Annotated in this window: 24 protein-coding genes; 13 read left to right on the plus strand and 11 right to left on the minus strand. The window is 70.9% G+C overall.

Annotated features, from left to right (window positions below):
• The first annotated feature begins 84 nt into the window (after nt 1-84).
• From ACIOWN_RS13995 to pqqE, 7 genes are all read left to right on the plus strand, one after another.
• Nucleotides 85-546, plus strand: coding sequence for an MSMEG_3727 family PQQ-associated protein (locus tag ACIOWN_RS13995; RefSeq protein ID WP_362353992.1), 462 nt, complete (start codon nt 85-87; stop codon nt 544-546).
• 19 nt (nt 547-565) lie between these two features.
• A complete protein-coding gene (locus ACIOWN_RS14000) occupies nt 566-2266 on the plus strand; it encodes a PQQ-dependent dehydrogenase, methanol/ethanol family (RefSeq protein ID WP_362353994.1) in 1701 nt (566 codons plus the stop codon).
• A 45-nt stretch (nt 2267-2311) separates the two neighbouring features.
• Nucleotides 2312-2407, plus strand: a complete 96-nt coding sequence (gene pqqA, locus ACIOWN_RS14005; RefSeq protein ID WP_100566564.1) for a pyrroloquinoline quinone precursor peptide PqqA — start codon at nt 2312-2314, stop codon at nt 2405-2407.
• Between the two features lie 150 nt (nt 2408-2557).
• Nucleotides 2558-3445, plus strand: coding sequence for a pyrroloquinoline quinone biosynthesis protein PqqB (gene pqqB / locus ACIOWN_RS14010; RefSeq protein WP_401982310.1), 888 nt, complete (start codon nt 2558-2560; stop codon nt 3443-3445).
• A 4-nt stretch (nt 3446-3449) separates the two neighbouring features.
• Entirely contained in the window at nt 3450-4151 is a 702-nt protein-coding gene (pqqC, locus tag ACIOWN_RS14015; protein WP_362353998.1) for a pyrroloquinoline-quinone synthase PqqC, read from the plus strand.
• Between the two features lie 5 nt (nt 4152-4156).
• The gene (pqqD, locus tag ACIOWN_RS14020) at nt 4157-4486 is read left to right on the plus strand and encodes a pyrroloquinoline quinone biosynthesis peptide chaperone PqqD (protein WP_362354000.1); all 330 of its coding nucleotides are present in this window, start codon (nt 4157-4159) and stop codon (nt 4484-4486) included.
• On the plus strand, nt 4479-5597 hold the full coding sequence (pqqE, locus tag ACIOWN_RS14025; protein ID WP_401982312.1) for a pyrroloquinoline quinone biosynthesis protein PqqE: 1119 nt from the start codon (nt 4479-4481) through the stop codon (nt 5595-5597). The genes pqqD and pqqE overlap by 8 nt, the downstream gene beginning before the upstream one ends.
• Here pqqE and ACIOWN_RS14030 read toward each other — a convergent pair.
• From ACIOWN_RS14030 to ACIOWN_RS14060, 7 genes are all read right to left on the minus strand, one after another.
• Entirely contained in the window at nt 5557-6096 is a 540-nt protein-coding gene (locus ACIOWN_RS14030) for a manganese efflux pump (RefSeq protein WP_362354004.1), read from the minus strand. The two genes, pqqE and ACIOWN_RS14030, sit on opposite strands and share 41 nt — an antisense overlap.
• 127 nt (nt 6097-6223) lie before the next feature.
• Complete coding sequence (locus ACIOWN_RS14035) at nt 6224-6748, minus strand: O-acetyl-ADP-ribose deacetylase (protein WP_362354007.1); 525 nt, start codon at nt 6746-6748, stop codon at nt 6224-6226.
• The gene (locus ACIOWN_RS14040; protein WP_401982313.1) at nt 6745-8154 is read right to left on the minus strand and encodes a phytoene desaturase family protein; all 1410 of its coding nucleotides are present in this window, start codon (nt 8152-8154) and stop codon (nt 6745-6747) included. Before ACIOWN_RS14040 ends, ACIOWN_RS14035 begins: the two co-directional genes overlap by 4 nt.
• A 245-nt stretch (nt 8155-8399) precedes the next feature.
• The gene (locus tag ACIOWN_RS14045) at nt 8400-9269 is read right to left on the minus strand and encodes an inositol monophosphatase family protein (RefSeq protein ID WP_401982314.1); all 870 of its coding nucleotides are present in this window, start codon (nt 9267-9269) and stop codon (nt 8400-8402) included.
• 143 nt (nt 9270-9412) lie between these two features.
• Nucleotides 9413-11239: a gamma-glutamyltransferase family protein gene (locus ACIOWN_RS14050; RefSeq protein WP_401982315.1), complete on the minus strand. Its 1827-nt coding sequence runs from the start codon at nt 11237-11239 to the stop codon at nt 9413-9415.
• Between the two features lie 170 nt (nt 11240-11409).
• Nucleotides 11410-11763 (minus strand): hypothetical protein, encoded by a 354-nt coding sequence (locus ACIOWN_RS14055; protein ID WP_401982317.1) that lies wholly within the window; start codon nt 11761-11763, stop codon nt 11410-11412.
• A 397-nt stretch (nt 11764-12160) separates the two neighbouring features.
• Nucleotides 12161-12604 (minus strand): ATP-binding protein, encoded by a 444-nt coding sequence (locus ACIOWN_RS14060; RefSeq protein ID WP_401982318.1) that lies wholly within the window; start codon nt 12602-12604, stop codon nt 12161-12163.
• A gap of 198 nt (nt 12605-12802) precedes the next feature.
• Here ACIOWN_RS14060 and ACIOWN_RS14065 point away from each other — a divergent pair, with 198 nt between their 5' ends.
• The 5 genes from ACIOWN_RS14065 to ACIOWN_RS14085 all read left to right on the plus strand — a co-directional run bounded on the left by ACIOWN_RS14065 (nt 12803) and on the right by ACIOWN_RS14085 (nt 17333).
• Nucleotides 12803-13654, plus strand: a complete 852-nt coding sequence (locus ACIOWN_RS14065) for a helix-turn-helix transcriptional regulator (protein ID WP_401982319.1) — start codon at nt 12803-12805, stop codon at nt 13652-13654.
• 1 nt (nt 13655) lies between these two features.
• The gene (locus tag ACIOWN_RS14070; protein ID WP_362354019.1) at nt 13656-13934 is read left to right on the plus strand and encodes a DUF397 domain-containing protein; all 279 of its coding nucleotides are present in this window, start codon (nt 13656-13658) and stop codon (nt 13932-13934) included.
• A 131-nt stretch (nt 13935-14065) separates the two neighbouring features.
• The gene (locus tag ACIOWN_RS14075) at nt 14066-15217 is read left to right on the plus strand and encodes a DUF4190 domain-containing protein (protein WP_401982321.1); all 1152 of its coding nucleotides are present in this window, start codon (nt 14066-14068) and stop codon (nt 15215-15217) included.
• 82 nt (nt 15218-15299) lie between these two features.
• Nucleotides 15300-16364: a biotin/lipoate A/B protein ligase family protein gene (locus tag ACIOWN_RS14080; RefSeq protein WP_401982322.1), complete on the plus strand. Its 1065-nt coding sequence runs from the start codon at nt 15300-15302 to the stop codon at nt 16362-16364.
• 276 nt (nt 16365-16640) lie between these two features.
• Nucleotides 16641-17333, plus strand: coding sequence for a hypothetical protein (locus ACIOWN_RS14085; protein WP_362354027.1), 693 nt, complete (start codon nt 16641-16643; stop codon nt 17331-17333).
• A 43-nt stretch (nt 17334-17376) separates the two neighbouring features.
• Here ACIOWN_RS14085 and ACIOWN_RS14090 read toward each other — a convergent pair whose 3' ends face one another.
• The 3 genes from ACIOWN_RS14090 to hydA form a co-directional block, all read right to left on the minus strand.
• On the minus strand, nt 17377-18906 hold the full coding sequence (locus ACIOWN_RS14090; protein ID WP_401982323.1) for an NCS1 family nucleobase:cation symporter-1: 1530 nt from the start codon (nt 18904-18906) through the stop codon (nt 17377-17379).
• A 111-nt stretch (nt 18907-19017) separates the two neighbouring features.
• Nucleotides 19018-20037, minus strand: coding sequence for a TIGR03842 family LLM class F420-dependent oxidoreductase (locus ACIOWN_RS14095; RefSeq protein WP_401982324.1), 1020 nt, complete (start codon nt 20035-20037; stop codon nt 19018-19020).
• An 11-nt stretch (nt 20038-20048) separates the two neighbouring features.
• The gene (hydA, locus tag ACIOWN_RS14100) at nt 20049-21449 is read right to left on the minus strand and encodes a dihydropyrimidinase (RefSeq protein ID WP_401982326.1); all 1401 of its coding nucleotides are present in this window, start codon (nt 21447-21449) and stop codon (nt 20049-20051) included.
• A gap of 140 nt (nt 21450-21589) precedes the next feature.
• Between hydA and ACIOWN_RS14105 the strand changes: the two genes are divergently transcribed.
• The gene (locus ACIOWN_RS14105; RefSeq protein ID WP_401982327.1) at nt 21590-22798 is read left to right on the plus strand and encodes an RNA-guided endonuclease InsQ/TnpB family protein; all 1209 of its coding nucleotides are present in this window, start codon (nt 21590-21592) and stop codon (nt 22796-22798) included.
• 67 nt (nt 22799-22865) lie between these two features.
• Here ACIOWN_RS14105 and ACIOWN_RS14110 read toward each other — a convergent pair whose 3' ends face one another.
• Nucleotides 22866-23708, minus strand: coding sequence for a nitrilase-related carbon-nitrogen hydrolase (locus tag ACIOWN_RS14110; RefSeq protein ID WP_362354037.1), 843 nt, complete (start codon nt 23706-23708; stop codon nt 22866-22868).
• Between the last annotated feature and the right edge of the window lie 31 nt (nt 23709-23739).

Below are 23739 nucleotides of genomic sequence, written 5' to 3' on the forward strand. Positions count from 1 at the left end.
CCGGTGTTGTTCCCGCGGCGTAGCGTGCTTGTCGATGACCAATTTTTTACCCTTTCGGATTCGGGTGAGGAGAGTGAAGCCCCGATGACGACCGCGAAGGAACGATCCGATCTGCTGGACAAGATCGGGTTGGTCGGACAGAACAAGGCAGCGCTGGGCCAGGTGCTCGGGACGGGAACCATTGGGCAGGCCACCGTGGGGCCGGACGGCCGCATGCACGCCACCCTTCGCATCAACCCGGACGAGCTGGCCTGGGACCCCTCCATCCTGGTCATGCCCCATGGAGGCGACATCGAGCTCGAACTCGTCAATGACGACAAGAACACGCACTGCGCGCTCCTGCCCAGCAACGGCGACCGGAAGTTCATCTGGCTGGTGAACCAGTCACGAGGACGGGCGGCCCTCAACCTCGACGGGCCCGGCTACTACTGGTACGGCTCGCCCACCGGCAACGACGAGGGCCGCGGGCTGACCGGGGCCATCGTCGTCATGGGCGACGCTCCGCCGGAGGCCCGCCTCGACCGCCCCGCACAGCCGCGCCCGTAGGAAGAAGGAGGTGGAGCACATGTCCGTCGACTACGTGGACGCGGGCTGGGCCGTCGACCAGGGAACCCTGAGCGGCAAGGTCGCGGGCGGGGACATCGCGCCCCCCGTGGTGGCCCACGTCGACTACGAGCGCCTGCTCAACGCCCGCCAGGAACCCCAGAACTGGCTCACCTACTACGGCGCCTACGACGGGCAGCGGTACAGTCCGCTGGACCAGATCAACACGGAGACCGTCAAGCGCATGGTCCCCGCGTGGGTGTTCCAGGCCGGCACGACCGGCCTGATCGCGGGCGCGTCGACCTACTCGTTCGAGGCCGCCCCGATCGTCGTGGACGGGGTCATGTTCGTCTCCGGCTGGGACGGCTGGGTCTGGGCCCTCGACGCGAAGACGGGTGTGGAGATCTGGCGGTACAAGCACGCGGTCCCCTTCGACGTGTCCCTGTGCTGCGGGAACGTCAACCGCGGGGTCGCCGTGGCCCAGGGGAAGGTCTTCTTCGTCACGGCGAACGCCCGTGTGATCGCGCTCGACGCCAGCACCGGCAAGCGGGTCTGGGACAGGACCTACGGTGACGTCCGGGCCGGGGAGAGCGCCACGCTCGCGCCGCTGGTCGTGAAGAACATGGTCATCGTCGGCAGCTCCGGCGGCGAGTTCGGCGTACGGGGCCACCTCGACGCGTTCGACCTCGAGACCGGCGAGCACCAGTGGCGCTGCTACACGGTGCCCAAGCCCGGCGAGCCGGGCTCGGAGACCTGGCCCGCCGACGGCGAGGCCTGGGCCCGGGGCGGGGCGAACTGCTGGGTCACCGGCACGTTCGACCCCGAGACGAACCTGCTGTACGTCGGCACCGGCAACCCGGCGCCCGACTTCGACGGAGCCGTCCGCGAGGGCGACAACCTCTTCACCGACAGCATCATCGCCGTCGACGTGGACAGCGGCCGGATCCGTTGGCACTACCAGTGCACCCCGCACGACGTGTGGGACTACGACAGCATCGCCGAGTGCATCCTCTTCGAGCACGACGGCCGCAAGCTGCTCGGTCACTTCGACAAGAACGGCTACTTCTTCGTCCTCGACCGCACCAACGGCGAGCGGATCCGGATCACCCCGTTCGTGGACCGCATCACCTGGGGAGCGATCACACGGGACGGCCAGGTGACGGCCAAGGTGTACCCGGACAAGGAGGGAGTGCCGGTCCACTTCTACCCGGGTCCGGCCGGCGCCAAGGAATGGACCCACGCGGCCTACAGTCCCAAGACCGAGCTCTTCTACGTCCCGGTCCAGGACACCGGGGCCACGGCCACCCGGCGGCGCCGGGAGTTCAAGGAGAGCATTCCGTACTGGGGCGCGGGCGTTCAGGTGGACATCGAGGACATGGCCGGGTCCATCAGCGCGTTCGACGCGAACGGCGAGGAGAAGTGGCGCCGGCGCAACGAACTCCCGATGTGCGCCTCGGTGCTGGCCACCGGCGGCGACCTGGTGTTCGCCGGTAAACCCTCAGGGGAGTTCGTCGCGCTCGACGCCCGTACCGGGGAGACGCTGTGGCAGTTCCAGTGCGGAAGCGGCCACCACAGCAACCCGACCACCTACATGGTCGAGGGCAGGCAGTACATCGCCGTGCCCGTCGGCTGGGGTGGCTGGGCCGAGGGATTCCTGCCCGGCATGCTTGGTGCGGGGCACGGAAGCGCCCTGATGGTCTTCGCCCTCCCGGAATCGCCGTAGCGCGTGACCGGAGCCTGCCCCGGCGGGCGGAGAGGAGGTGAATCCATGGAGTCCCAGCTCGAAGTGTGGGAGACGCCCGAGTTCGAGGAGATCGCGGTCGCGGCCGAGGTGACCATGTACGTCGCCCGGCTGGAGGACTAGCGAACCGCGGACCGGCGGGTGCGGGAGGGCGCCGGACCTGGTCCGGCGCCCTCCGGACGCTCGGTACGGCCACGGACGGCGAACGGCCACGGGCGGCCGTGAACGCAGGGCCCGTGACGGGCCCGGACCCTCGACGAACGGAGTGCCGGAGTGTTGCTGCGCGTACTGGGCTCGGCGGCGGGGGGCGGCTCCCCGCAGTGGAACTGCGGCTGCCCGGTGTGCACCGAGGTCCGCTCCCGGACCGGACTCGCGCGCACGCAGTCGTCGGTCGCGGTCAGCGCCGACGGCCGCAGGTGGTTCCTCGTCAACGCCTCACCCGACGTCCGCACCCAGATCGAGGCCTTCCCCGGCCTGCACCCGCACGACGGCCGCACCACGCCGCTGGAGGCGGTGCTGCTCACCGACGCCGAGCTGGACCACACGCTCGGCCTGCTTCTGCTGCGCGAGGCCCGCGCCCTGCGGCTGTACGCCACACCCGCGATGCACGAGACCCTGCTCAGCGGCTCGGGGGTCCTGCGCACGCTCGAACGCTACTGCCCGGTGGAGTGGCAGGCGGTGGTCCCCGGCGCCGGTCTCGCCCTGGCGGACGGGCTGTCCTGCCGGGCGTTCGACGTACCCACCAGCAAGCGCGACCGCTTCGGCACCGGGACGGACCACGGCCGCGTCGTCGGCTACCGGCTGACCGACGAGCGCGGCGGGGCAACGCTGGTGTACCTGCCGGGGGTGCAGTCGCTGACGCCGGAGCTGCGCGCGGAGATCGAGGGCTGCGCCTGCCTGCTGATCGACGGAACCTGCTGGAGCGACGACGAGCTCGTACGACTCGGCCTGGCCGCCAAGACGTCCCGGGAGATGGGCCATCTGCCCATCGGCGGCCCGGACGGCAGCCTGGCCCAGCTCCCGTCGCTCGGCGTGGGCCGGACGATCTTCGTGCACATGAACAACACCAATCCGGTCCTTCTGGAGGACACACCCGAGCGGCGTACGGTGGAGGAGAGCGGCATGGAAGTGGCCATGGACGGTCTGGAAGTCCGGGTGTAGAGCCGTGACGACAACGACGACCACGAGGACCGGCGCCGACGGCTTCGTCGAGGCGCTGCGGGACCACTCGCGGCGGTACCACGACCAGCACCCGTTCCACGTCCGGATGAACGCCGGCCGGCTCAGTCGCGGGCAGATCCGGGGCTGGGTGGCCAACCGCTTCTACTACCAGGAGAACATCCCCCGCAAGGACGCCGCGATCCTCTCCAACTGCCCGGACGTGGAGGTACGGCGCCGGTGGGTCCGGCGGATCCTCGACCACGACGGCACCGCCGCCGGCGAGGGCGGCATCGAGGCATGGCTGCGTCTCGGCGAGGCCGCCGGGCTGACCCGCGAGGAGGTCCGGGACCACCGGCACCTGGTACCCGGGGTGCGGTTCGCCGTCGACGCCTACGTCACCTTCACGCGGACCCGCCCGTGGGTGGAAGCGGTGGCGTCCTCGCTCACCGAGCTGTTCGCGCCGGACCTGATGGCGGCACGGCTGGCCGCGTTCGAGCGGTGGTACCCGTGGATCGACCCCGAGGGTCTCGCGTATTTCCGGGCCCGCCTGGAGCAGGCGCCCCGCGACTGCGAGCACGCCCTGGAGGTGGTCACCGCGCACTGCCTCTCCGCCGAGTCCCAGGCGCGCGCCCTCGACGCGCTGTCGTTCAAGTGCGACGTCCTGTGGAGCCTGATGGACGCCGTCGACCAGGCCTATCCGGAGTGACCATCATGGACCCGAATCCCACCGGAACGAAGCAGACGACCGCCGGAACCCGCCCCGGCGTCGAGGTGTCCGGCTCGGACCGGCCCCGGCTCGCGCGCCATGTCCGGCTGGCCTTCTCCCGGACCAGGCAGCGTCCGGTCCTGCTGCACCCCGAGACGGTGGTGGTGCTGAACGGCAGCGGCGCGGACATCCTGAGGCTGTGCGACGGGCGGCACACCGTGGCCGAGATCGTGGCGGAGCTGGGCGCGCGCTACGACTCCGTTCCCGGCGACGAGGTGCGGCGGTTCCTGGCCCGGCTCGTCGCCCGGCGCTGGGTGGAGCTCGCCGATGGATAGCCCGTACGGACTGCTCGCCGAGCTGACCTACCGGTGCCCGCTGGCCTGCCCGTACTGCTCGAACCCGCTGAACCTGGGCGACTACCGGGACGAGCTGGCCACCGAGGAGTGGCGGTGGGTGCTGGCCGAGGCCGCCGACCTGGGGGTGCTCCAGTGCCATCTTTCCGGCGGGGAGCCGCTGCTGCGGCGCGACCTGGTGGAGATCGTGGCGGTCGCCAACGACCTGGGTCTCTACACCAACCTCATCACCAGCGCCGTCGGGTTCTCGCGTCCGAGGGCCGAGCGGTTGCGGGCCGCGGGCCTTGACCATGTGCAGATCAGCATCCAGGCCGACGAGCCGTCCGTGTCCGACCGGATCGCCGGGATCCCGTCCTTCCGGCACAAGATCGAGGCGATGGGAGTGGTCAAGGAGCTGGGCTGGCCGCTCACCGTGAACGTGGTGCTGCACCGGTACAACATCGACCACGTCGCCGAGGTGCTGGGGCTGGCCGAGGAGGCGGGCGCGGACCGGGTGGAGCTGGCCAACACCCAGTACTACGGCTGGGCCTGGCGCAACCGTGCCGCGCTGCTGCCGAGCCGGGCCCAGCTGGAGGCGGCCGAGGCCGTCGCACGGGCCGCCCGCGAGCGGCTGCGGGACCGCATGGACATCATCTACGTCCTCCCCGACTACTACAGCCGCTACCCGAAGCCCTGCATGGACGGCTGGGCCTCCCGGCTGCTGACGGTGACGCCCAACGGTGACGTGCTGCCCTGTCCGGCCGCCCAGTCCCTGCCGTTGCCGCGGGCCAGTGTGCGGGAGGATTCGCTGGAGCGGATCTGGGCCGACTCCCCGGTGATGAACGCGTTCCGGGGGACCGACTGGATGCCGGAACCCTGCCGGAGCTGCCCCCGGCGGGAGGTCGACTTCGGCGGGTGCCGCTGCCAGGCGTTCCTGCTCACCGGCGACGCGGCCCGCACCGACCCGGTCTGCCATCTGTCGCCCGACCACGATCTGGTCGCCCGGGCGGTCGAGGCCGCCAACGCCGGCTCGCGGTCCGAAGCGCCCGCGCTGGTCCCCCGTGCGCACCGGGCTAGCCGCCGAACACCAGCGGCAGCACCGCGGCGGCGATGATCAGGCTGACCCCGCTCACCAGGTCCGCGCGGATCCGGACGAGGCGCGCGGCGGCCCGCCCGAGCTGGAGCCCGATCAGCGACATCACGGCCGTGATGAGGCCGAAGACGGGGGCCGCGACCCAGGGCGAGAGTCCGAGGATCCCGAGGCTCGCCCCGGCCACCAGGTTGTCCAGGCTCAGCGTCAGCGGGATGCCGAACAGCGCCCACGGGTGGTCCAGCTCGTCCGGCTCGGGGTTGCGGAGGGCCGAGATGACGAGGTAGAGGCCGTAGGCGCCGAGCGCGACCGCGCCCACCACATCCGCGACGCCCCCGACGGCCTCCCCGATCTCGCGGCCGATCAGCAGCCCGACCAGGGGCATGACCGCGTCCCACAGCCCGAAGGTCAGCGCGACCTGCACCGCGCGTTTCAGGCCGAAGGGGACGGTGCCGAGCGCGATCGCCACCCGGAAGTTGTCCAGGCTGAGCACGAAACCCAGGCCCAGCATCTCCCAGATCACGGCGGCGCCACCGCCCGATGACGGCCGACGCCGGCGTGACCGAGTCCGCCTCGGCTCCTACCCGCCATAATTCATCATTTTATAGGGCAATTTGCCGGAGTTCCGTCCCGGACGGGAATCGGCCAGGTCAGCCGACCTGCGCCGCGAACGCCTCGTAGGCCCGGTCGTCGAAGAGGACGAAGCGGACCTCCTCGACCGAGGTGCCTGTCTCCCGCACGGTCTCTCGCACGGTCTCCACCGCGATCCGGGCCGCGCCGTCCATCGGCCAGCGGTAGACACCTGTGGAGATCGCCGGGAACGCCACCGTACGCGCGCCCAGCTCGTCGGCGACGTGGAGGGACGTGCGGTAGCAGGAGGCCAGCAGGTGCGAGCGGTCCTCGGCGCCGCTGTGGACGGGGCCGACGGTGTGGATCACCCAGAGGGCGTCCAGTTCGCCGGCCGTGGTGGCGACCGCCTGGCCCGTGGGCAAACCCCTGCCGTACCGGGAGGCGCGCAGGGCGCGGCACTCCTCGAGGATCGCCGGGCCGCCGCGGCGGTGGATGGCGCCGTCGACGCCACCGCCGCCGAGGAGGGAGGAGTTGGCGGCGTTGACGATCGCGTCGGCCCGCTGCCTGGTGATGTCGCCCTGGACGAGCGTGATGGCGGTGGTCATGTCTGACGCAGCCTCCTCCAGACGGCCTTCGCGGCGTTGTGCCCCGACATGCCGTGCACGCCGGGGCCCGGCGGGGTGGCCGACGAGCAGATGAAGACGGCCGGGTGCGGGGTGCCGTACGGGAAGAGCGACGGTTTCGGGCGCAGCAGGAGCTGGAGCCCGGAGGCCGCGCCGGAGCCGATGTCGCCGCCGACGTAGTTGGCGTTGCGGGCGGCGATCTCGGGCGGTCCCGCGGTGGCGCGGGCGAGTACGCGGTCGCGGAAGCCGGGGGCGAAGCGTTCGAGCTGGCGTTCCACGACGTCGGTGAGGTCGCCGGTCCAGCCGTTGGGGACATGGCCGTACGCCCAGAAGACCTGCTTGCCCTCGGGGGCGCGGGTGGGGTCGGCGACGCTGGGCTGGACGGTGATGAGGAAGGGCCGGTCGGGTGCGTGGCCCTCGCGGGACGCGGCGCGCAGTGCGCTGTTGATCTCGGCGCTGTCGGCACCGATCTGCACGGTGCCGGCGCCGCGGGGCTCCCGCGCGGTCCACGGCACGGGGCCGTCCAGGGCGTAGTCGATCTTGAAGACGCCGGGGCCGTAGCGGTAGCCGTCGTAGTAGCGGCCGAGTCCGGCGATGCGGGCCAGCGCGGTGGGCGAGGTGTCGAAGACGTACGCCCGCGCGGGCGGCAGGTCGTCGAGCCGCTTGACCTCGTAGTCGGTGTGCACGGTGCCGCCGAGGTCCTTGAGGTACGCGGCGAGGGCGTCGGAGATCGCCTGCGAGCCGCCGCGGGCCACCGGCCAGCCGCGGGCGTGCGCGGCGAGCGCGAAGACCAGGCCGACGGCGCCGGTGGCGAAGCCGCCGAGGGGTGCCATGACGTGGGCGACGAGTCCGGCGAAGAGGGTCCTGGCCCGCTCGTCCCGGAACCGGCGCATCAGCCAGGTGGACGGGGGCAGGCCGACCAGGCCGAAGCGGGCCAGGGTGACCGGGTCGCGCGGCAGCGCGGTCAGGGGCAGCGACATGAAGTCGCGGGCGAGGGTGTCCCACCTGGGCAGGAACGGCTGGACCAGTCTGCGGTACGTGCCCGCGTCGCGCGGTCCGAAGGAGGCGGCCGTCTCCGCGACGGAACGGGACAGCACGGCCGCGGTGCCGTCCGGGAAGGGGTGCGCCATGGGCAGCTCGGCGTGCAGCCATTCGAGACCGTAGCGCTCCAGGGGCAGGGCGCGGAACGCGGGCGAGTTGATGCCGAGGGGGTGCGCGGCGGAGCACGGGTCGTGCCGGAAGCCGGGCAGGGTGAGCTCCTCGGTGCGGGCACCGCCGCCCACGGTGTCCCGCGCCTCGAACACCGCCACGTCGAAGCCGCGGCGGGCCAGCTCCACGGCAGCGGTCAGTCCGTTCGGCCCCGCACCCACCACGACCGCATCGAGCATCGACGGCACCTTCGGACCCCCTAGTCAGCCGATGGCCACTCAGCCCCAGGATATGCCGCACCACCGACACGGGGGGGGCGGGTCGGCGGGCCCGGGATCCCCCGGGCACCTCGGGCGGCGCCGGCAGGGGCAGGGCGGTGCGGGAGGAGGCGGCCCGGATGCCTGGGCGACCGTGTGGGAGGGGGCGCCCCGGCTGCCTGGGCGACCTCGGCCGGAGGCGAGGGCGGCTCCGCCCTCTGCCGGGGTCACAGGGCCAGGGGCGCGCCTTCCGTCTCCGGGGCCGAGAGCAGGTCCGTGATCCGGCGGGCCGTCGCCGTGTCCCGGGCCGCTGTGAAGGGCAGGGTGTTGCCGCCCGTGATGCGGAAGGGGGCGCCGGTCAGGGTCTGATGGGCGCCGCCGGCCTCCTCGACCAGGAGCAGGCCCGCCGCGTGGTCCCATGCTGCCTCCCAGCAGAAGGCAGTGGCGTCCAACTCGCCCCGGGCGATGGCGAGATACTCCAGCCCGGCCGAGCCGCAGGGACGCGGTGCGACCCCGTCCGCCCACAGGCCGCGCAGGGCCTGCTTCTCCGCGTCCGTCGTGTAGTCGGGGTGGGACGTGGCGACTTCGAGGGGCCGCCCCGGCTCGGGCGCACCGCTGCGCAGGCGCACACCGTCGAGGAAGGCGCCCCGACCGCGTACGGCCGTGGCGAGCTGGTCGCGCGCCGGCGCGTACGTCCAGGAGGCGAGCAGGACTCCGTGCCGGGCGAGGGCGACCAGGGTGCAGAAGCCGGGGTCGCCGTGCACGAACTGCCGTGTGCCGTCGACCGGGTCGACGATCCAGACCGGGGCGTCGCCCTGTATCGCCTCGTACACCGCCGGATCGGCGTGCACCGCCTCCTCGCCGACCACGACCGAACCCGGCAGCAGGGCGCCGAGCGTGTCCGTGAGGTACCGCTCGGCCAGTCGGTCGGCGTCCGTCACCAGGTCGTGCGGTCCCGCCTTCTGGTCCACCTCGTGCTCCGCCAGCCGGCGGAAGCGGGGCATGATCTCGGCCGCGGCCGCCTTGCGGACCGCCTCCTCCACGTCGGCCGAGTGACGTGCGAGAAACTCTTCGATGGTTTCCGTCTCTTCGATCATGCCTCCATGAGAACATGCCCCACTGACATTCCCCGCCGGGCCGGTGCACTCCGGGTGGAATCGGCGTGAACACCCGTCATCGGACATCGGGGACGGTCGGTGGGCGCCCGCGGCCGGCGCGTGCCGGACGCCGCCCGGCCGCCTCACCGGCCGACCGCGTACCCCTGCATCCCCCGCGGGTTGGCGGCCGCGGACAGGATGCCGGTCTCGGGGCAGCGCGCGACGGCGCACAGGCGCCCCTCGGACCACGGCCCGCCCACGGTCAGGTCATGACCGCGGCGCCGCAGCTCGCTGACGACCTCCGCGTCCGTGCGGGACTCGACGGTGACGCTGCCGGGCCGCGTCCCGCGCGGGTAGAAGGAGCCGGGGAAGCTGTCGTTGTGCCAGTTCGGGGCGTCGACGGCGCCCTGGAGGTCGAGGCCGCCGCGGACGGCTGCGCGCAGCGCGACCGCGAGGAAGAAGTGCGTCTGCCACTGGTCCTGCTGGTCCCCGCCGGGCGTGCCGAACGCCATGACGGGCTCCCCGTCGCGCAGCGCGATCGAGGGGCTGAGGGTGGTGCGTGGACGGCGGCCCGGCGTCAGCGAGTTGGGCAGGCCCTCCTCCAGCCAGGCCATCTGGAGGCGGGTGCCGAGCGGGAAACCCAGCTCGGGTACGACGGGGTTGGACTGGAGCCAGCCGCCGCTGGGGGTTGCGGCGACCATGTTGCCCCAGCCGTCGACGACGTCGATGTGGCAGGTGTCACCGCGGGTGCCGCCGTCCGCGGCCACCTCGGGCTCGCCCGGCACGGGTGACGCGGGGCTCTTGGCGAACGTCGGCTCCCCGACCCCCATCGCGTCGAACTCGCCCTCCTCTGCTCCCGCCACGTGCGCGTGCGTGCTCAGCCGCGGCACGCGCCCGCCGGGGCTGCCGGGCCGCAGCTCGTACGAGGCGCTCGCACCGATCAGCCTGCGCCGCTCGGCGTTGTACGGCGCCGACAGCAGCTCGGCCAGCGGCACCTCGGCGGCGTCCCCGTACCAGGCCTCCCGGTCGGCCATGGCGAGCTTGCAGCCCTCGATGAGCAGGTGGACGTAGTCGGCGGAGCCGTACGGCGGCAACTCGCCTGGGAGCAGCGCGAGTTGCTGGAGAAGGACCGGGCCCTGACTCCAGGGGCCGGCCTTGCACACGGTCCAGCCGTTCCAGTCGTACGACGCCGGGGTCTCGTACGTCGCGGACCAGGCGGCGAGGTCGGCGGCCGTCAGGGTGCCGCTGTGGCGTTCGCCGCTGGTGTCCAGCGTCGGCCGCCCGGCCTGCCGCACCAGCGCCTCGGCGACGAAACCCGCCCGCCACACCTCCCGCGCGGCCTCGATCCGTGCCTCCCGGTCCCCCGCGCCCGCCGTCTCGGCGAGCAGCCGCTTCCAGGTGGCGGCGAGCGCGGGGTTGCGCAGCAGCGTGCCGGGGCGCGGTGCGCGTCCGCCGGGCAGGTAGACCTCGGCGGACGAGGTCCACTCGGTCTCGAACAGCCTCCGCACGGTCTCGACGGTCTCGCCGACGCGCTCCACGGGTGCGTGCCCGTGCTCGGCGTATCCGACGGCGTACTTCAGGACGTCGTCGAGGGATTTGGTTCCGTGGTCGCGCAGCAGCACCATCCACGCGTCGAACGCGCCCGGCACGGCGGCGGCCAGCGGGCCGGTGCCGGGTACGAGGTCCAGGCCCAGCGCCCGGTAGCGCGCGACCGTCGCCCCGGCCGGGGCGACACCCTGCCCGCACAGCACCCGCACCTCGCCGCCCGCCGGGGCGAGCAGGATCGGCACCTCACCGGCGGGCCCGTTCAGGTGCGGCTCCACCACATGCAGCACGAAGGCGCCGGCCACGGCGGCGTCGTATGCGTTGCCGCCGTCCTCCAGCACGGCCATCGCCGACTGCGAGGCGAGCCAGTGGGTGGACGACACCATGCCGAAGGTGCCCTGGAGGGTGGGGCGGGTGGTGAACATGCGGCGTCCTACCTCACTGTTTCCGCGCATCAGCCGGACTGATCGGCGCTCAGGATAGGTCCGGGGGAGAATCCCGCAACTGTGAGTCAACTGCGATCCGTCTCTACCACCCGCGCGACCGGCGCGGCCATTCCCCGGGAAGGGGAGGCCGGCGCCGGGCGCGTCGGATGCTACGGGGTGGCTTCGGCGTTCGTGCGAGTGATCCGCGCACCAGGAATGTCCAGGGCCTGGACAATCCGCTCGGCGGCCTCCGGGGAGAAGAGCCCCTTGGTCACGCTGAGGACGAATCCGGCCACGGGATGGTCCACCTGCAGCAGCAGGATGAACGCCTCCCCCTCCGCCGGGGAGAAGGCGAAGCAGAACCACTTCGCGAAGTCGTCGTGGGCGATCTCTGGCGCGCCCCAACGCTCCTCGAGTGCCGCACGCTCGACGTCGACCTGGACGAGCCATCTGATGTCACGCGGGCTGACATCCTGTTCGCGGATCCGCTTCAGACCTGCTGGCTCCAGCTTCCTCAGATCCATGCCTACCTCACCTCCGTGATGATGATCGGGACGGCGGCCCATTCGTCGCCGTCCTTTTCGAAGAACCTGACGCCAGCCTCCTCTCAGCCTCCCACGCGGCCTGTCCTGTAATACTGCGGTGGTAGGCCTTGGGCTTCACGGTGGTGTAGAACTCCGGGCTTCCCGGCTTGGCGTCCCTCGGAATCGGACCACGCCATGCCTGAGCGGTGACGTTGCCTCCCTGCCTCCCTGCCTCGGGGCCCGGCCCCACAACTCGCCGGACTCGACCATCATCTGAGCGACCCTCGGTCGTCCGGGTGTCTGCATTGCCTTTCCGGTGGAACGGGCCGTACAGGGTCACCGGCCCCTTCGGCAGACCCTCTGCCGCCAGCAGACGAGGAATCCGCTGACGGCTTCATTACACGAAAGTGATGGCCGTGCCGCCGTGTCGACCGCACTCGACGACTGGCGTCGGGGCCGGCAGTTCGCACCACACGGTCTTGCTGCCGGGCCGCTGGTCCACCCCCCACCGCAGGCTCAGCGCGTCGAGCAGGGCGAGGCCGCGGCCGGACTCGTCGTCCTCATCGGCCGTCCGGCACAGGACGGGCAGGGCGCGCGGGTCCGGGTCGGTGACCTCCAGTCGCGTGCGGTCGCGGGTGCAGGACACGCGGACGGTCACGGGGACGCTCTCGCCGAGGTGGCGGATCACGTTGGTGAGGAGTTCACTCACGCAGAGCTGGAGGTCGGCGCACGGCTCGGCCGCGTAGGCGCGGATCTCCCTGCGCACCTCCCGCACCTCCCCCGGCGTGGCAAGCAGTTCCAGCGTCAGGGGCGGCCGCATCACGTCGGAGTGGTCGTGCATCGGGCGTTCACACCTTCCAGTGCGCTCTGTGACGAACTGCTCACAGTCTGGTGGCGTGCCGCGTACCGTGACAGAGGTTCGGGATCCCGTCCTGAACTGCGCGTATGACAGACGCGGTTGGCATCACCAGGGGGAACCGCCGGGACTCGGGCGGACACGCCGGGAGACGGACGGTAACGGCCACCAGGACGGTGAACAATGGGACAGCGCAAGGGCATCGACGGCTCGGCAAGCGTCCCCACCTTCTACGGCAAGGAGTTGCGCTGGAAGAGGGAGGAGGCCGGGCTGACGCTCCAGCAACTGGTCGACGGCAGCTTCTACGGTCCGAGCCATCTCAGCGAGATCGAACGGGGCGAGCGGCGGATGCCGGCGGAACTGGCCGGGCACGTGGACCGGGTGCTGGGCACGGACGGCTTCTTCAAGCGCCGCTGCGAGGACGTGCGCAACGCCAAGCGGCGGGGCCACGCTCGTTACTTCGAGCGCGTGCTGGAGGCGGAAAGGCACGCGGAGGCCATTGAGGAGTGGTGCCCGACCCTGATTCCGGGACTGCTCCAGACGGACTCTTACGCGCGGGCGGTCGTGCGGGCGACGCACCCGCTGGCACCGGACGACGAGGTGGAGGAGAAGGTCGCGGCCCGCATGGCACGGGGCCGCCTCTTCGAGGACAACCACAGGACGCCCGTGTATTGGGCGATCCTCTCCGAGTCGTTGCTGCGCCAGCCGATCCTGTCGCCTCAGGAGACGGCCGAACAGTTGGAGCACATCGCGACGCTGGCTCGGCGCCACCGGATCGTTCCACAGATCCTTCCGTGGAACTGCGGGGCACATCCGTTCATGCTGGGCACGGCGAAGATCATGACCTTCCCGGACGCCCCGCCCCTGGTCTACACGGAGGCGCTGCACAGTGGGGACACCATCGACGATCCAGGCCTCGTGAAGGAGTACCGCAGGTCGTACGATCTGCTGAGGGCCGCCGCACTGCCACCGGAGGCGTCCCTCGCCCTGATCGAGGAAGCGGCTGATGACCGAAATGGCAAGCAACGGGATTGACTTGAGCACGGCCGTCTGGCGCAAGAGCAGCTACAGCAACGGCAGCGGCGGGGACTGTGTCGAGGTCGCCGACGCGTTTCCCGGCGCGGCGCGCTGGCGCAAGAGCAGCTACAGCAACGGCAGCGGCGGGAACTGCGTCGAGGTCGCCGACGGGCTCACGGGGATCATTCCCGTCCGCGACTCCAAGCTCTCCCACGGCCCGGTTCTCACGGTCACGGCTCCCGCCTGGACGTCGTTCGTCACCGCTCTGAAGAACGCCCCCGCCGCACGGACTTCGTAGGCGCCGACCGGCGCTTCGACACGAACAGCCCGTCGCCATCCACTTGGACGTGGTCTGCCTTCACCACGTCGTCCTTCTACGCGCATGGACCGGTGCCGGGTCTCCGTTGTATCGAGAAAGGCTCGGAATCCATGTCGTTCCCCCCGCCGTCCCATCCTCCTCAGCCGCCCGCGTCCGCGCCCGGCCCGGGACAGCCCTGGGGGCCACAGTGGAACCCGGCGGGACAGCCGGTCCAGCCGACGCTGAACGGCTTCGCGGTCACGGCGCTGGTGACCTCGCTGGTGTGCCTCGCTCCCCTGGGGCTGATATTCGGCATCGTCGCGCTGGTGCAGATATCCAGGAACGGGCAGCGGGGCAAGGGGCTCGCGATCGCCGGTATCTCCGTCTCCGGCGTGGTTCTGCTGCTGGCCGCCCTCGTCGCGGGGACGGCCGACTTCAAGGTGTGGACACTTCCCGGCAGGGACAGCGACGGCGACGTCACAACCAGCGGGTGGACCACGATCTACTCGCTCCGGACCGGTGACTGCTTCAACCCGGGATCCGAGATCAAGCGGGACCAGTCGACACTGAATGACGCGAGTGTGGAGCTGGTGCCGTGCGACACGTCGCACCGAGGGGAGGCGTACGCCTCCTTCAAGCTCTCCGGGCAGCGGGACTTCCCGGGCCCCGACACGATCACGGCGATCGCGACGCCTCGGTGCGGGAAGCTCTTTCTCGACTACTCACTCGACCCGGCGACCTTCGGACCGCTGCAGACCTACTTCTACTATCCGAGCGAACGGAACTGGGCCGCCGGAAACCGCACCGTGCGGTGCTGGGTGGGCCCGAAGGGCGACGCGAGAATCGACACCTCGGTCAGGCGCGACGCGTCCAACCTGGACTCGGGTCAACTGGCCTTCCTCTCCGCCGAGAAGCCGCTGAACGCCACGGGCATGCTCCGTCCGGTGCGGGGCCCCAAGGAGGACCTCGACGGAGCCAAGGCCTGGGCCGGCCAGATGGCCGAGGCGCAGGCCGAGAGCATCCGCCTGCTCAAGGAGGCCGACCTGCCCGGTGCGCAGCGGCCGGCCGAACAACTCGTGGCGGAGCTCGAAGCAGGGCTGCCGTTCTGGCAGCAGGCCGCCAAGGCGTCCGACGCGGACACCTACCTCGGGCATCTGCGGTCGGTGGACCAGCACAACGGGCAGACCCACGTCCGCCGGATACGTGAACTGCTCGATCTCCCCCTGCCCAGCACGACGCCGACGCAGGCACGCCACGAAACCTCCGCTCCGGGACCCGTGTGACCTTCCCCGCTCCCCCGCGGGCCCCGGGAACACCGCGGGGGCCCGTGGTGTTGGTCTGCTGCGGCAGATCGGAGGTCGGACGGTGCACGGTGAGTACAAGGTGCCCGGCGGGAAGCTCGTCGTCGTGGACGTCGAGGTGGAGGACGGCGCGCTGCGGCACGTACGCGTGGCGGGTGACTTCTTCCTGGAGCCGGACGAGGCGCTGGACGCGGTGAACCGCGCGCTGGAGGGCGCCCCCTCCCAAACCGACGCGGCGGGCCTGGCCGCCCGGATCGACGCGGGGCTGCCCGAGGGCACCGTGATGTACGGGCTGACGTCCGAGGGCGTCGGGATCGCGGTGCGCCGCGCGCTGGCGCACGCCACGGACTGGACGGACTACGACTGGCAGCTCGTCCACGACGGCCCGCAGTCCCCCGCCCTGCACATGGCCCTGGACGAGGTGCTGACCGCGGAGGTCGCGGCGGGCCGGCGTCCGCCGACCCTGCGCGTGTGGGAGTGGGCGGCGCCCGCGGTGATCATCGGCAGTTTCCAGTCGCTGCGCAACGAGGTGGACCCCGAGGGGGCGGCGCGGCACGGCGTCGAGGTGGTGCGCCGGATCTCCGGCGGCGGCGCGATGTTCGTCGAGCCGGGCAACACGATCACGTACTCCCTGTCGGTGCCGGAGGCGCTGGTGCAGGGGCTGTCCTTCCAGGACAGCTACGCCTACCTGGACGACTGGGTGCTCGGCGCGCTCGGCGACATGGGCATCCGGGCCTGGTACCAGCCGCTGAACGACATCGCCACCGACCAGGGCAAGATCGCGGGCGCCGCGCAGAAGCGGATGGTGGGACCGGGCGGAGGACCCGGTGCTGTGCTGCACCACGTGACCATGTCGTACGACATCGACGCCGACAAGATGGTCGAGGTGCTGCGGATCGGGCGGGAGAAACTGTCCGACAAGGGCATCAGGAGCGCGAAGAAGCGGGTGGACCCGCTGCGCCGGCAGACCGGGCTTCCCCGCGAGGCGGTCATCGCGCGGATGGTGGAGTCCTTCCGCGCCCGGTACGGGCTGACCGCCGGCAAGGCGACCGACGAGGAACTGGCCCGCGCGCGGGAGCTGGCGCGGACGAAGTTCGGTTCGGAGCGGTGGACGGCGCGGGTGCCGTAGCCCCCTGCGCGCGCACCTTCACCGGCTCCGACTCCGACTCCGACTCCGACTCCGACTCCGACTCCGACTCCGCGGCGAGGGTGGGGAGTTGACCGGCGCACGGGCGGCAGCGACACCGTGACACAAGCGGCAAACGGCACGTCAGGAGCAAGCGAGCGTGAGCGTCCGGCTACGGAGCGCAGTATCGCTTTCGCCACGCGGGGACTCGTGTGACACTGAGGTCCCGTCCGCGGTGTGGAATCGCTCCGCGTCCGTCCCCCACACGAGAAGTGCGCCGTGCGTGAACTTCCCCTCCCTCTCGCGCTCACCGCGCGTCTGAGTCCGGTCGTCGTGCTCGCCTGCGCGGGCTGGGCGTTGACGTCCGGCCCGTTCGCCGCGTCGCCGGCCGCCGCCGACCCCAAGGCCGCGCAGCAGGAGGAGCGCGGCACCGGCGACCGGTCGTCCTCCGAGCCGTCCGCGCCGTCGTCGACCGCGGTGACCAAGACGTACGCGTCCGCGCCGGTGCCGTGCACCAGCATCGCCGAGAAGACGATCACGTCCCTGGTGCCGGGGGCCAAGACGACGGGCAAGGAGATTCCCTCGACGGACACCAATGTGCGCCGGACCTGCTCGTGGAACGCGCTCAAGGGCTACGACTACCGCTGGCTCGACGTCTCCTTCGAGATCATGGCGACGGACGAGGCGGCGCTGAAGTCGTACCAGCAGCGGACCACCGACAAGAGCGGCGGCGGGGCCGTGCCCGGTCTCGGGGACAGTGGCTACTCGGTGGTGAACCTGTCCACCGAGGACAAGCAGGAGACCCGGGAGGGCGTGGTGCTGGCCCGCTCCGCCAACGCGATCGTGGTCGTCACGTACAACGGCAGCGACTTCGAGTCGAAGAAGGCGCCGAGCACGGACGAGATCAACAAGGGCGCCATCAAGGCCGCCAAGGAGGCGATGGCCGCCCTGGAGAAGGGCCGTACGGGCTGACCGTCCTCCAGAGCGGCTGCCGCGCGTCAGGCGGTGCCGCGCGTCAGGCGGAGGCCCGCTGCCGTGTGCGCGCCGCCATCAGCAGCAGGTACAGCACCAGCGAGGTGCCCAGGCCCACCGCCCAGCCGTAGTCGGCGAGGGACTTCAGGGCCGGGATGGGGCGGCCGTCGATGAGCGGGTGGAAGTCCGCGCCGCCGATGGCCAGCACGCCGCCCACCACGAAGGCCACGACCGCCCGCCAGTTCCAGCCGCCCTCGTACCAGTAGCGTCCGCCGCCCGGGCGGTACAGGTCAGCCAGGTCCAGTCGGGAGCGCCTGAGGACCCAGTAGTCGGCGATGAGGATGCCGGCGACCGTGCCGAGCAGACCGCCGACCAGTCCGAGCCAGGTGAAGATGTAGCCCTGCGGGTCGGCGTACAGCTTCCACGGGCACATCACCACCGCGAGCACCGCGGTGACCAGCGCGCCGGTGCGGAAACTGACCTTGCGCGGCGCGATGTTGGAGAAGTCGAAGGCCGGGGAGACCATGTTGGCCGCGATGTTGACCGACAGGGTCGCCACCAGCACGGTCACCAGCGCGTAGACCAGGCCCACCACGTTGTCGGTCTTCGCCGCCAACTGCACCGGGTCCCACACCGGCTCGCCGTACACTGCCTGGGAGCCGGAGGTGACCAGCACGGACAGGAACGCGAACAGGGTCATGGTCGTGGGCAGCCCGAGCGCCTGGCCCCGGGTCTGCGCCTTCTGGCTCCTGCCGTACCGGGTGAAGTCCGGGATGTTCAGCGACAGGGTGGACCAGAAGCCGATCATGCCCATCAGGGAGGGCGCGAACAGTTTCCAGAAGTCCGCTCCCCAGCCCAGTTTCGACGGCTGGTCGAAGAGCGGGCCGAGTCCGCCGGCCTTGCTGCTCATCCACCACAGCATCACGAAGGCGCCGACGAGAACGAAGGGCGCCGCCCAGTTCTCGAACCGGCGGATGGTCTCCATGCCGCGGTAGATGACGGCGACCTGGATCGCCCAGAAGATGGCGAACGACGCCCACATCGTCCAGGCGTGGCCGCCCACCTTCGCGGCGTCCGTCCAGCCGCTCCCGATCAGCTTCCCGGCGAGGAAGTAGATCGCCTCACCGCCGATCCAGGTCTGAATGCCGAACCAGCCGCACGCCACCAACGCCCTTACGACGGCGGGCAGGTTGGCGCCGCGCACGCCGAAGGAGGCGCGGGCGAAGACCGGGAAGGGGATGCCGTACTTGGGTCCCGCGTGCCCGGTGAGCAGCATGGGGACGAGCACGATCAGGTTGGCCAGGGCGATGGTGAACACCGCCTGCTTCCAGTCCATGCCGACGGCGATCAGGCCGGAGGCCAGGGTCCAGGAGGCCGTGTTGTGGGCCATGCCGACCCACAGCGCGGAGAAGTTGTACGTGGTCCAGGTGCGCTGGGCGACCGGGACGGGCAGCAGGTCGGCGTTGGCGTAGGGACCGCTGGGCGGCGGGGTGCCGGGGGCGATCTCCACGCGCCCGTCGGGGAGGGTGACCTGCGCGGACGGCGGTATGGCCGGGGGAGCGGTTTCGGTCATGGGCAGCCCAATCGATGAGACGGGTCGAAACGGGGCGGTGCGGGCGCCCGGCCCCTCCCCGGGGAGGTGGGGAGGGGGGACAGAGGGGGGATGGGAACAGCGCTCGGGGACTCAGGAGTTGACGGCCGGGATGATCTGCTGCCCGTACGCGTCGATCACGGCTTCCTGCGCGTCGTGCATGTCGTACACGGCGAACTGGTCCACGCCCAGCTCGCGCAGCGCGTTCAGCTTCTCGATGTGCTTCTCGACCGGTCCGACCACGCAGAACCGGTCGACGATCTCGTCGGGCACGAACTGCGTGTCCGGGTTGCCGCTGCGCCCGTGGTGGGCGTAGTCGTAGCCCTGGCGGGCCTTGATGTACTCGGTGAGCTCGTCGGGCACGGCGGCGGAGTGCTCGCCGTAGCGGGCGACCAGCTCGGCCACGTGGTTGCCGACCATGCCGCCGAACCACCGGCACTGGTCGCGGGCGTGGGCGAGCGCCTGGGGCGAGTCGTCGGCGGTGACGTACGCGGGGGCGGCGACGCAGATCCTCACCGCGGACGGGTCCCGCCCGGCCGCGGCCGCCGCGTCCCTCACGGCCTTCACCATGTACTCGGTCAGATACAGGTCGGCGAGCTGGAGGATGAAGCCGTCGGCCTCCTCTCCCGTCATCTTCAGTGCCTTGGGCCCGTACGCGGCCATCCAGACGGGCAGTCGGGCACCGGGCCTGACCCACGGGAACTTGATCACCGTGCCGCCGAGGTCGGCCTCCTCTCCCCTGCCCAGTGCCCGGATGACCTTCATCGCCTCGCTGATCCGGGCCAGGGTGTTGGGCTTGCGGCCGGCCACCCGCATCGCGGAGTCGCCGCGGCCGATGCCGCAGACCGTACGGTTGCCGAACATGTCGTTGAGGGTGGCGAAGGTGGAGGCGGTGACCTCCCAGGTGCGGGTGCCGGGGTTGGTGACCATGGGACCGACGGTCAGCTTCTCGGTGTTCGCGAGGATCTGGCTGTAGATCACGAACGGCTCCTGCCAGAGCACGGCGGAGTCGAAGGTCCAGCCGTAGCGGAAGCCGTTGCGCTCGGCGCGCTGCATCAGGTCGACCACACGCGAGGCCGGCGGGTCGGTCTGGAGGACGAGTCCGAAGTCCATGGGCGGCACTCCTAGTCGAGGTACTGGCAGGTGGAGCGCGGGGTGTAGACGCCGTGCCCGGCGCGCCCGGTGTACTCCCGCTCGGTGACGACGAGTTCGCCGCGGGAGAGCACGGTCTCCACCCGGCCGGTGATCCGCCTGCCCTCGTACGCCGAGTAGTCGACGTTCATGTGGTGGGTCTCGGCGGACATGATCTGCTCGGCGTGCGGGTCGTAGACGACCACGTCGGCGTCGGCGCCCGGCGCGATGGTGCCCTTCTTCGGGTACATGCCGAACATGCGGGCCGGGGTGGCGCAGGCGATCTCGATCCAGCGGCGGCGGGAGATGTGCCCGTCGACGACGGCCTGGTGGAGCAGGTCCATCCGGTTCTCGACGCCCGGCATTCCGTTGGGGATCTTGGAGAAGTCGCCGCGCCCGAGTTCCTTCTGGCCGGTGAAGCAGAAGGGGCAGTGGTCGGTGGAGACCACCTGGAGGTCGTTGGTGCGCAGGCCCTTCCACAGGGCCGCCTGGTGCTCCTTGGGGCGAAGGGGCGTCGAGCACACGTACTTGGCGCCCTCGAAGCCGGGCTCGGCGAGGTTGTCGGTGGACAGGAACAGGTACTGCGGGCAGGTCTCGCCGAAGACGGGCAGTCCGTCGTCGCGTGCCCTGGTCAGTTCGGCGACCGCCTCCCGCGCCGAGACGTGCACGACGTAGAGGGGGGCGCCCGCGACCTGGGCGAGCCGGATGGCGCGATGGGTGGCCTCGGCCTCCAGCAGGGCCTTGCGGACCTCTCCGTGGTAGCGCGGGTCGGTCTCCCCGCGGGCCAGTGCCTGCTCGACCAGTACGTCGATGGCGATGCCGTTCTCGGCGTGCATCATGATCAGCCCGCCGTTGTCGGCGGCACGCTGCATGGCGCGCAGGATCTGCCCGTCGTCGCTGTAGAAGACGCCCGGGTAGGCCATGAACTGCTTGAAGGAGGTCACGCCCTCCTCCACCAGCAGGTCCATCTCCTTCAGCGTCTCCTGGTTCACATCGGAGACGATCATGTGGAAGCCGTAGTCGATCGCGCAGTTGCCCTCGGCCTTGGCGTGCCAGGCGTCCAGGCCCTCGCGCAGGGCTCCGCCGACGGTCTGGATGGCGAAGTCCACGATCGTGGTCGTGCCGCCCCAGGCGGCGGCCCGGGTGCCGGTCTCGAAGGTGTCCGCGGCGTAGGTGCCGCCGAACGGCATCTCCATGTGGGTGTGGCCGTCGACGCCGCCCGGGATCACGTACTTGCCGGTGGCGTCGATGGTCCGCTCGGCGGTGAACGCCTCGGCGGCCGGGGTGCCGGAGGCGGCGAGGGCGGCGATGCGGCCGTCCTCGATCAGGACGTCGGCGTGGATCTCGTCGGCGGCGGTGACGACGAGGCCGCCGCGGATGACGGTGCGACTCATCGGAAACTCCTTGCGTGAGAACCCCGTCCTTCAGAGCGGGGAGAAATCGCATTCCCCGAGCAGAGCCGCACAGCGGCGGAGATCGCTCCACCGTCCAAGCAACGACCTTTGCTCACAGGAGACCTGATAGAATGTGAGTAGTGACGCAACAGCTCAAGCGGGCATTCAAGTACCGCTTCTATCCCACGGATGAGCAGGCGGCAGAGCTGTCCCGCACGTTCGGCTGCGTCCGACTCGTGTACAACAAGGCACTTCAGGAGCGCACTGAGGCGTGGTACGGCGAGCAGCGCCGAATCTCCTACGTCCAGTCCTCCGCGCGACTGACGGAATGGAAGAAGACGGAGGAACTGGCGTTCCTCGCGGACGTTTCCTCCGTCCCTCTCCAACAGGCGCTCAGGCATCTGCAGACCGCTTTCGCGAACTTCTTCGCCAAGCGCGCCAAGTACCCCCGCTTCAAGAGCCGGAAGAATTCCCGGGCGTCGGCCGAGTACACACGCTCGGCCTTCACGTGGCGTGAAGGCAGGCTGACGCTGGCGAAGATGTCGGCACCGCTGGACATCCGCTGGTCCCGTCCGCTTCCCGAGGGCACGGAACCGAGCACGGTGACCATATCCCGCGACGCGGCCGGCCGCTGGTTCGTGTCCCTGCTGTGCGAGGACACCATCACCCCGGCACCGGCCACCGCGGACGCTGTCGGCATCGACGCGGGCATCACCTCGCTGGTGACCCTGTCGACCGGCGAGAAGGTGACCAACCCGAGCCACGAACGCCGCGACCGCGCGAGGCTCGCCAAGGCGCAGCGGGAGCTGTCCCGGAAGGGGAAGGGGTCGGCGAACCGGGAGAAGGCACGCCGGAAGGTCGCCTGTATCCACGCCCGGATCGCCGACCGGCGCCGGGACTTCCTCCACAAGCTGTCGACTCGACTCGTCCGTGAGAACCAAACGGTCGTGATCGAAGACCTCACCGTCCGCAACCTGCTGAAGAACGGCAAGCTGGCACGCGCCATCTCCGACGCGTCCTGGACCGAGTTGCGGTCGATGCTGGAGTACAAGTGCGCCTGGTACGGGCGCGAACTCGTCGTGATCGACCGCTGGTTCCCCAGCTCGAAGCTGTGCGGGGCCTGCGGCACGGTCCGCGAGAAGCTGCCGCTGAACGTCCGCGAGTGGACGTGCGTCTGCGGCACCGTGCATGACCGCGATGTGAACGCGGCACGCAACACCCTGGCCGCCGGGCTGGCGGCGTCTGCCTGTGGAGACGGTGTAAGACCTCAACGGGAGTCCTCCCGGACGGGGCGGTCGTCGGTGAAGCAGGAAACCCAGCGGGCGACCGCTGGAATCCCCCGCCTCTAGGCGGAGGAGGACGTCAAGCTCCCTCTCCTTCCGGTCGGACGTGCACGGTGGGTCGCGGGCCCGGCGGTCAGGGCGCGGTCAGCGGCGTGTACGTGCCCGGCGCGCGGTCGCGGTAGAACTGCCAGCGGTCGCGGACCTCGCGCAGCTTGGCCAGGTCCAGGTCCCGCACGACCAGTTCGGTGTCCTTGTCGCTCGCCGGTTCGCCGACGAACTGGGCCTCGGGGTCCACGAAGTAGGAGGTCCCGTAGAAGTCGTTGTCGCCGTACTCCTCGACACCGACCCGGTTGATCGCTCCGACGAAGTACTCGTTGGCGACGGCCGCCGCCGGCTGCTCCAGCTGCCACAGGTAGCCGGACAGTCCGCGCGAGGTGGCCGACGGGTTGAAGACGATCTCGGCGCCGGCCAGTCCGAGGGCCCGCCAGCCCTCCGGGAAGTGCCGGTCGTAGCAGATGTAGACGCCGATCCGGCCCGCCTTGGTGTCGAAGATCGGCCAGCCGCTGTTGCCGGGCCGGAAGTAGAACTTCTCCCAGAAGCCCTTGACCTGCGGGATGTGGGTCTTGCGGTACTTGCCGAGGTAGGAGCCGTCCGCATCGATCACGGCGGCGGTGTTGTAGAGGACGCCGGGCTGCTCCTCCTCGTACATCGGCAGCACCAGGACGAGGCCGAGTTCCTTCGCGAGCGCCTGGAAGCGCCGGACGATCGGGCCCTCGGGGATCCGCTCGGCGTACTCGTAGAAGGCGGGGTCCTGGACCTGGCAGAAGTACGGTCCGTAGAACAGTTCCTGGAAGCAGAGCACTTGGGCGCCCTGCGCGGCCGCGTCGCGGGCGGCCTGCTCGTGGACCTGGATCATGGATTCCTTGTCGCCGGTCCACGCGGTCTGGAAGAGGGCGGCGCGGATCACCTTGCTCATCGGGACCTCCACTCGCTGGATGTGCCGGGAG

Origin of the sequence: Streptomyces sp. NPDC087787, assembly GCF_044743035.1 — a bacterium.
GTDB lineage: Bacteria > Actinomycetota > Actinomycetes > Streptomycetales > Streptomycetaceae > Streptomyces.

Bases quoted from the DNA above. Each gene is read 5' to 3' on its own strand.
- pqqE (WP_401982312.1), top strand. From the start codon at position 4,479: ATGGATAGCCCGTACGGACTGCTCGCCGAGCTGACCTACCGGTGCCCG.
- ACIOWN_RS13995 (WP_362353992.1), top strand. From the start codon at position 85: ATGACGACCGCGAAGGAACGATCCGATCTGCTGGACAAGATCGGGTTG.
- ACIOWN_RS14050 (WP_401982315.1), bottom strand. From the start codon at position 11,239: ATGTTCACCACCCGCCCCACCCTCCAGGGCACCTTCGGCATGGTGTCG.
- ACIOWN_RS14035 (WP_362354007.1), bottom strand. From the start codon at position 6,748: ATGACCACCGCCATCACGCTCGTCCAGGGCGACATCACCAGGCAGCGG.
- ACIOWN_RS14055 (WP_401982317.1), bottom strand. From the start codon at position 11,763: ATGGATCTGAGGAAGCTGGAGCCAGCAGGTCTGAAGCGGATCCGCGAA.
- ACIOWN_RS14065 (WP_401982319.1), top strand. From the start codon at position 12,803: ATGGGACAGCGCAAGGGCATCGACGGCTCGGCAAGCGTCCCCACCTTC.
- ACIOWN_RS14000 (WP_362353994.1), top strand. From the start codon at position 566: ATGTCCGTCGACTACGTGGACGCGGGCTGGGCCGTCGACCAGGGAACC.
- hydA (WP_401982326.1), bottom strand. From the start codon at position 21,449: ATGAGTCGCACCGTCATCCGCGGCGGCCTCGTCGTCACCGCCGCCGAC.
- ACIOWN_RS14110 (WP_362354037.1), bottom strand. From the start codon at position 23,708: ATGAGCAAGGTGATCCGCGCCGCCCTCTTCCAGACCGCGTGGACCGGC.
- ACIOWN_RS14060 (WP_401982318.1), bottom strand. From the start codon at position 12,604: ATGCACGACCACTCCGACGTGATGCGGCCGCCCCTGACGCTGGAACTG.
- ACIOWN_RS14040 (WP_401982313.1), bottom strand. From the start codon at position 8,154: ATGCTCGATGCGGTCGTGGTGGGTGCGGGGCCGAACGGACTGACCGCT.
- ACIOWN_RS14090 (WP_401982323.1), bottom strand. From the start codon at position 18,906: ATGACCGAAACCGCTCCCCCGGCCATACCGCCGTCCGCGCAGGTCACC.
- ACIOWN_RS14095 (WP_401982324.1), bottom strand. From the start codon at position 20,037: ATGGACTTCGGACTCGTCCTCCAGACCGACCCGCCGGCCTCGCGTGTG.
- pqqA (WP_100566564.1), top strand. From the start codon at position 2,312: ATGGAGTCCCAGCTCGAAGTGTGGGAGACGCCCGAGTTCGAGGAGATC.
- ACIOWN_RS14045 (WP_401982314.1), bottom strand. From the start codon at position 9,269: ATGATCGAAGAGACGGAAACCATCGAAGAGTTTCTCGCACGTCACTCG.
- ACIOWN_RS14075 (WP_401982321.1), top strand. From the start codon at position 14,066: ATGTCGTTCCCCCCGCCGTCCCATCCTCCTCAGCCGCCCGCGTCCGCG.
- pqqD (WP_362354000.1), top strand. From the start codon at position 4,157: ATGGACCCGAATCCCACCGGAACGAAGCAGACGACCGCCGGAACCCGC.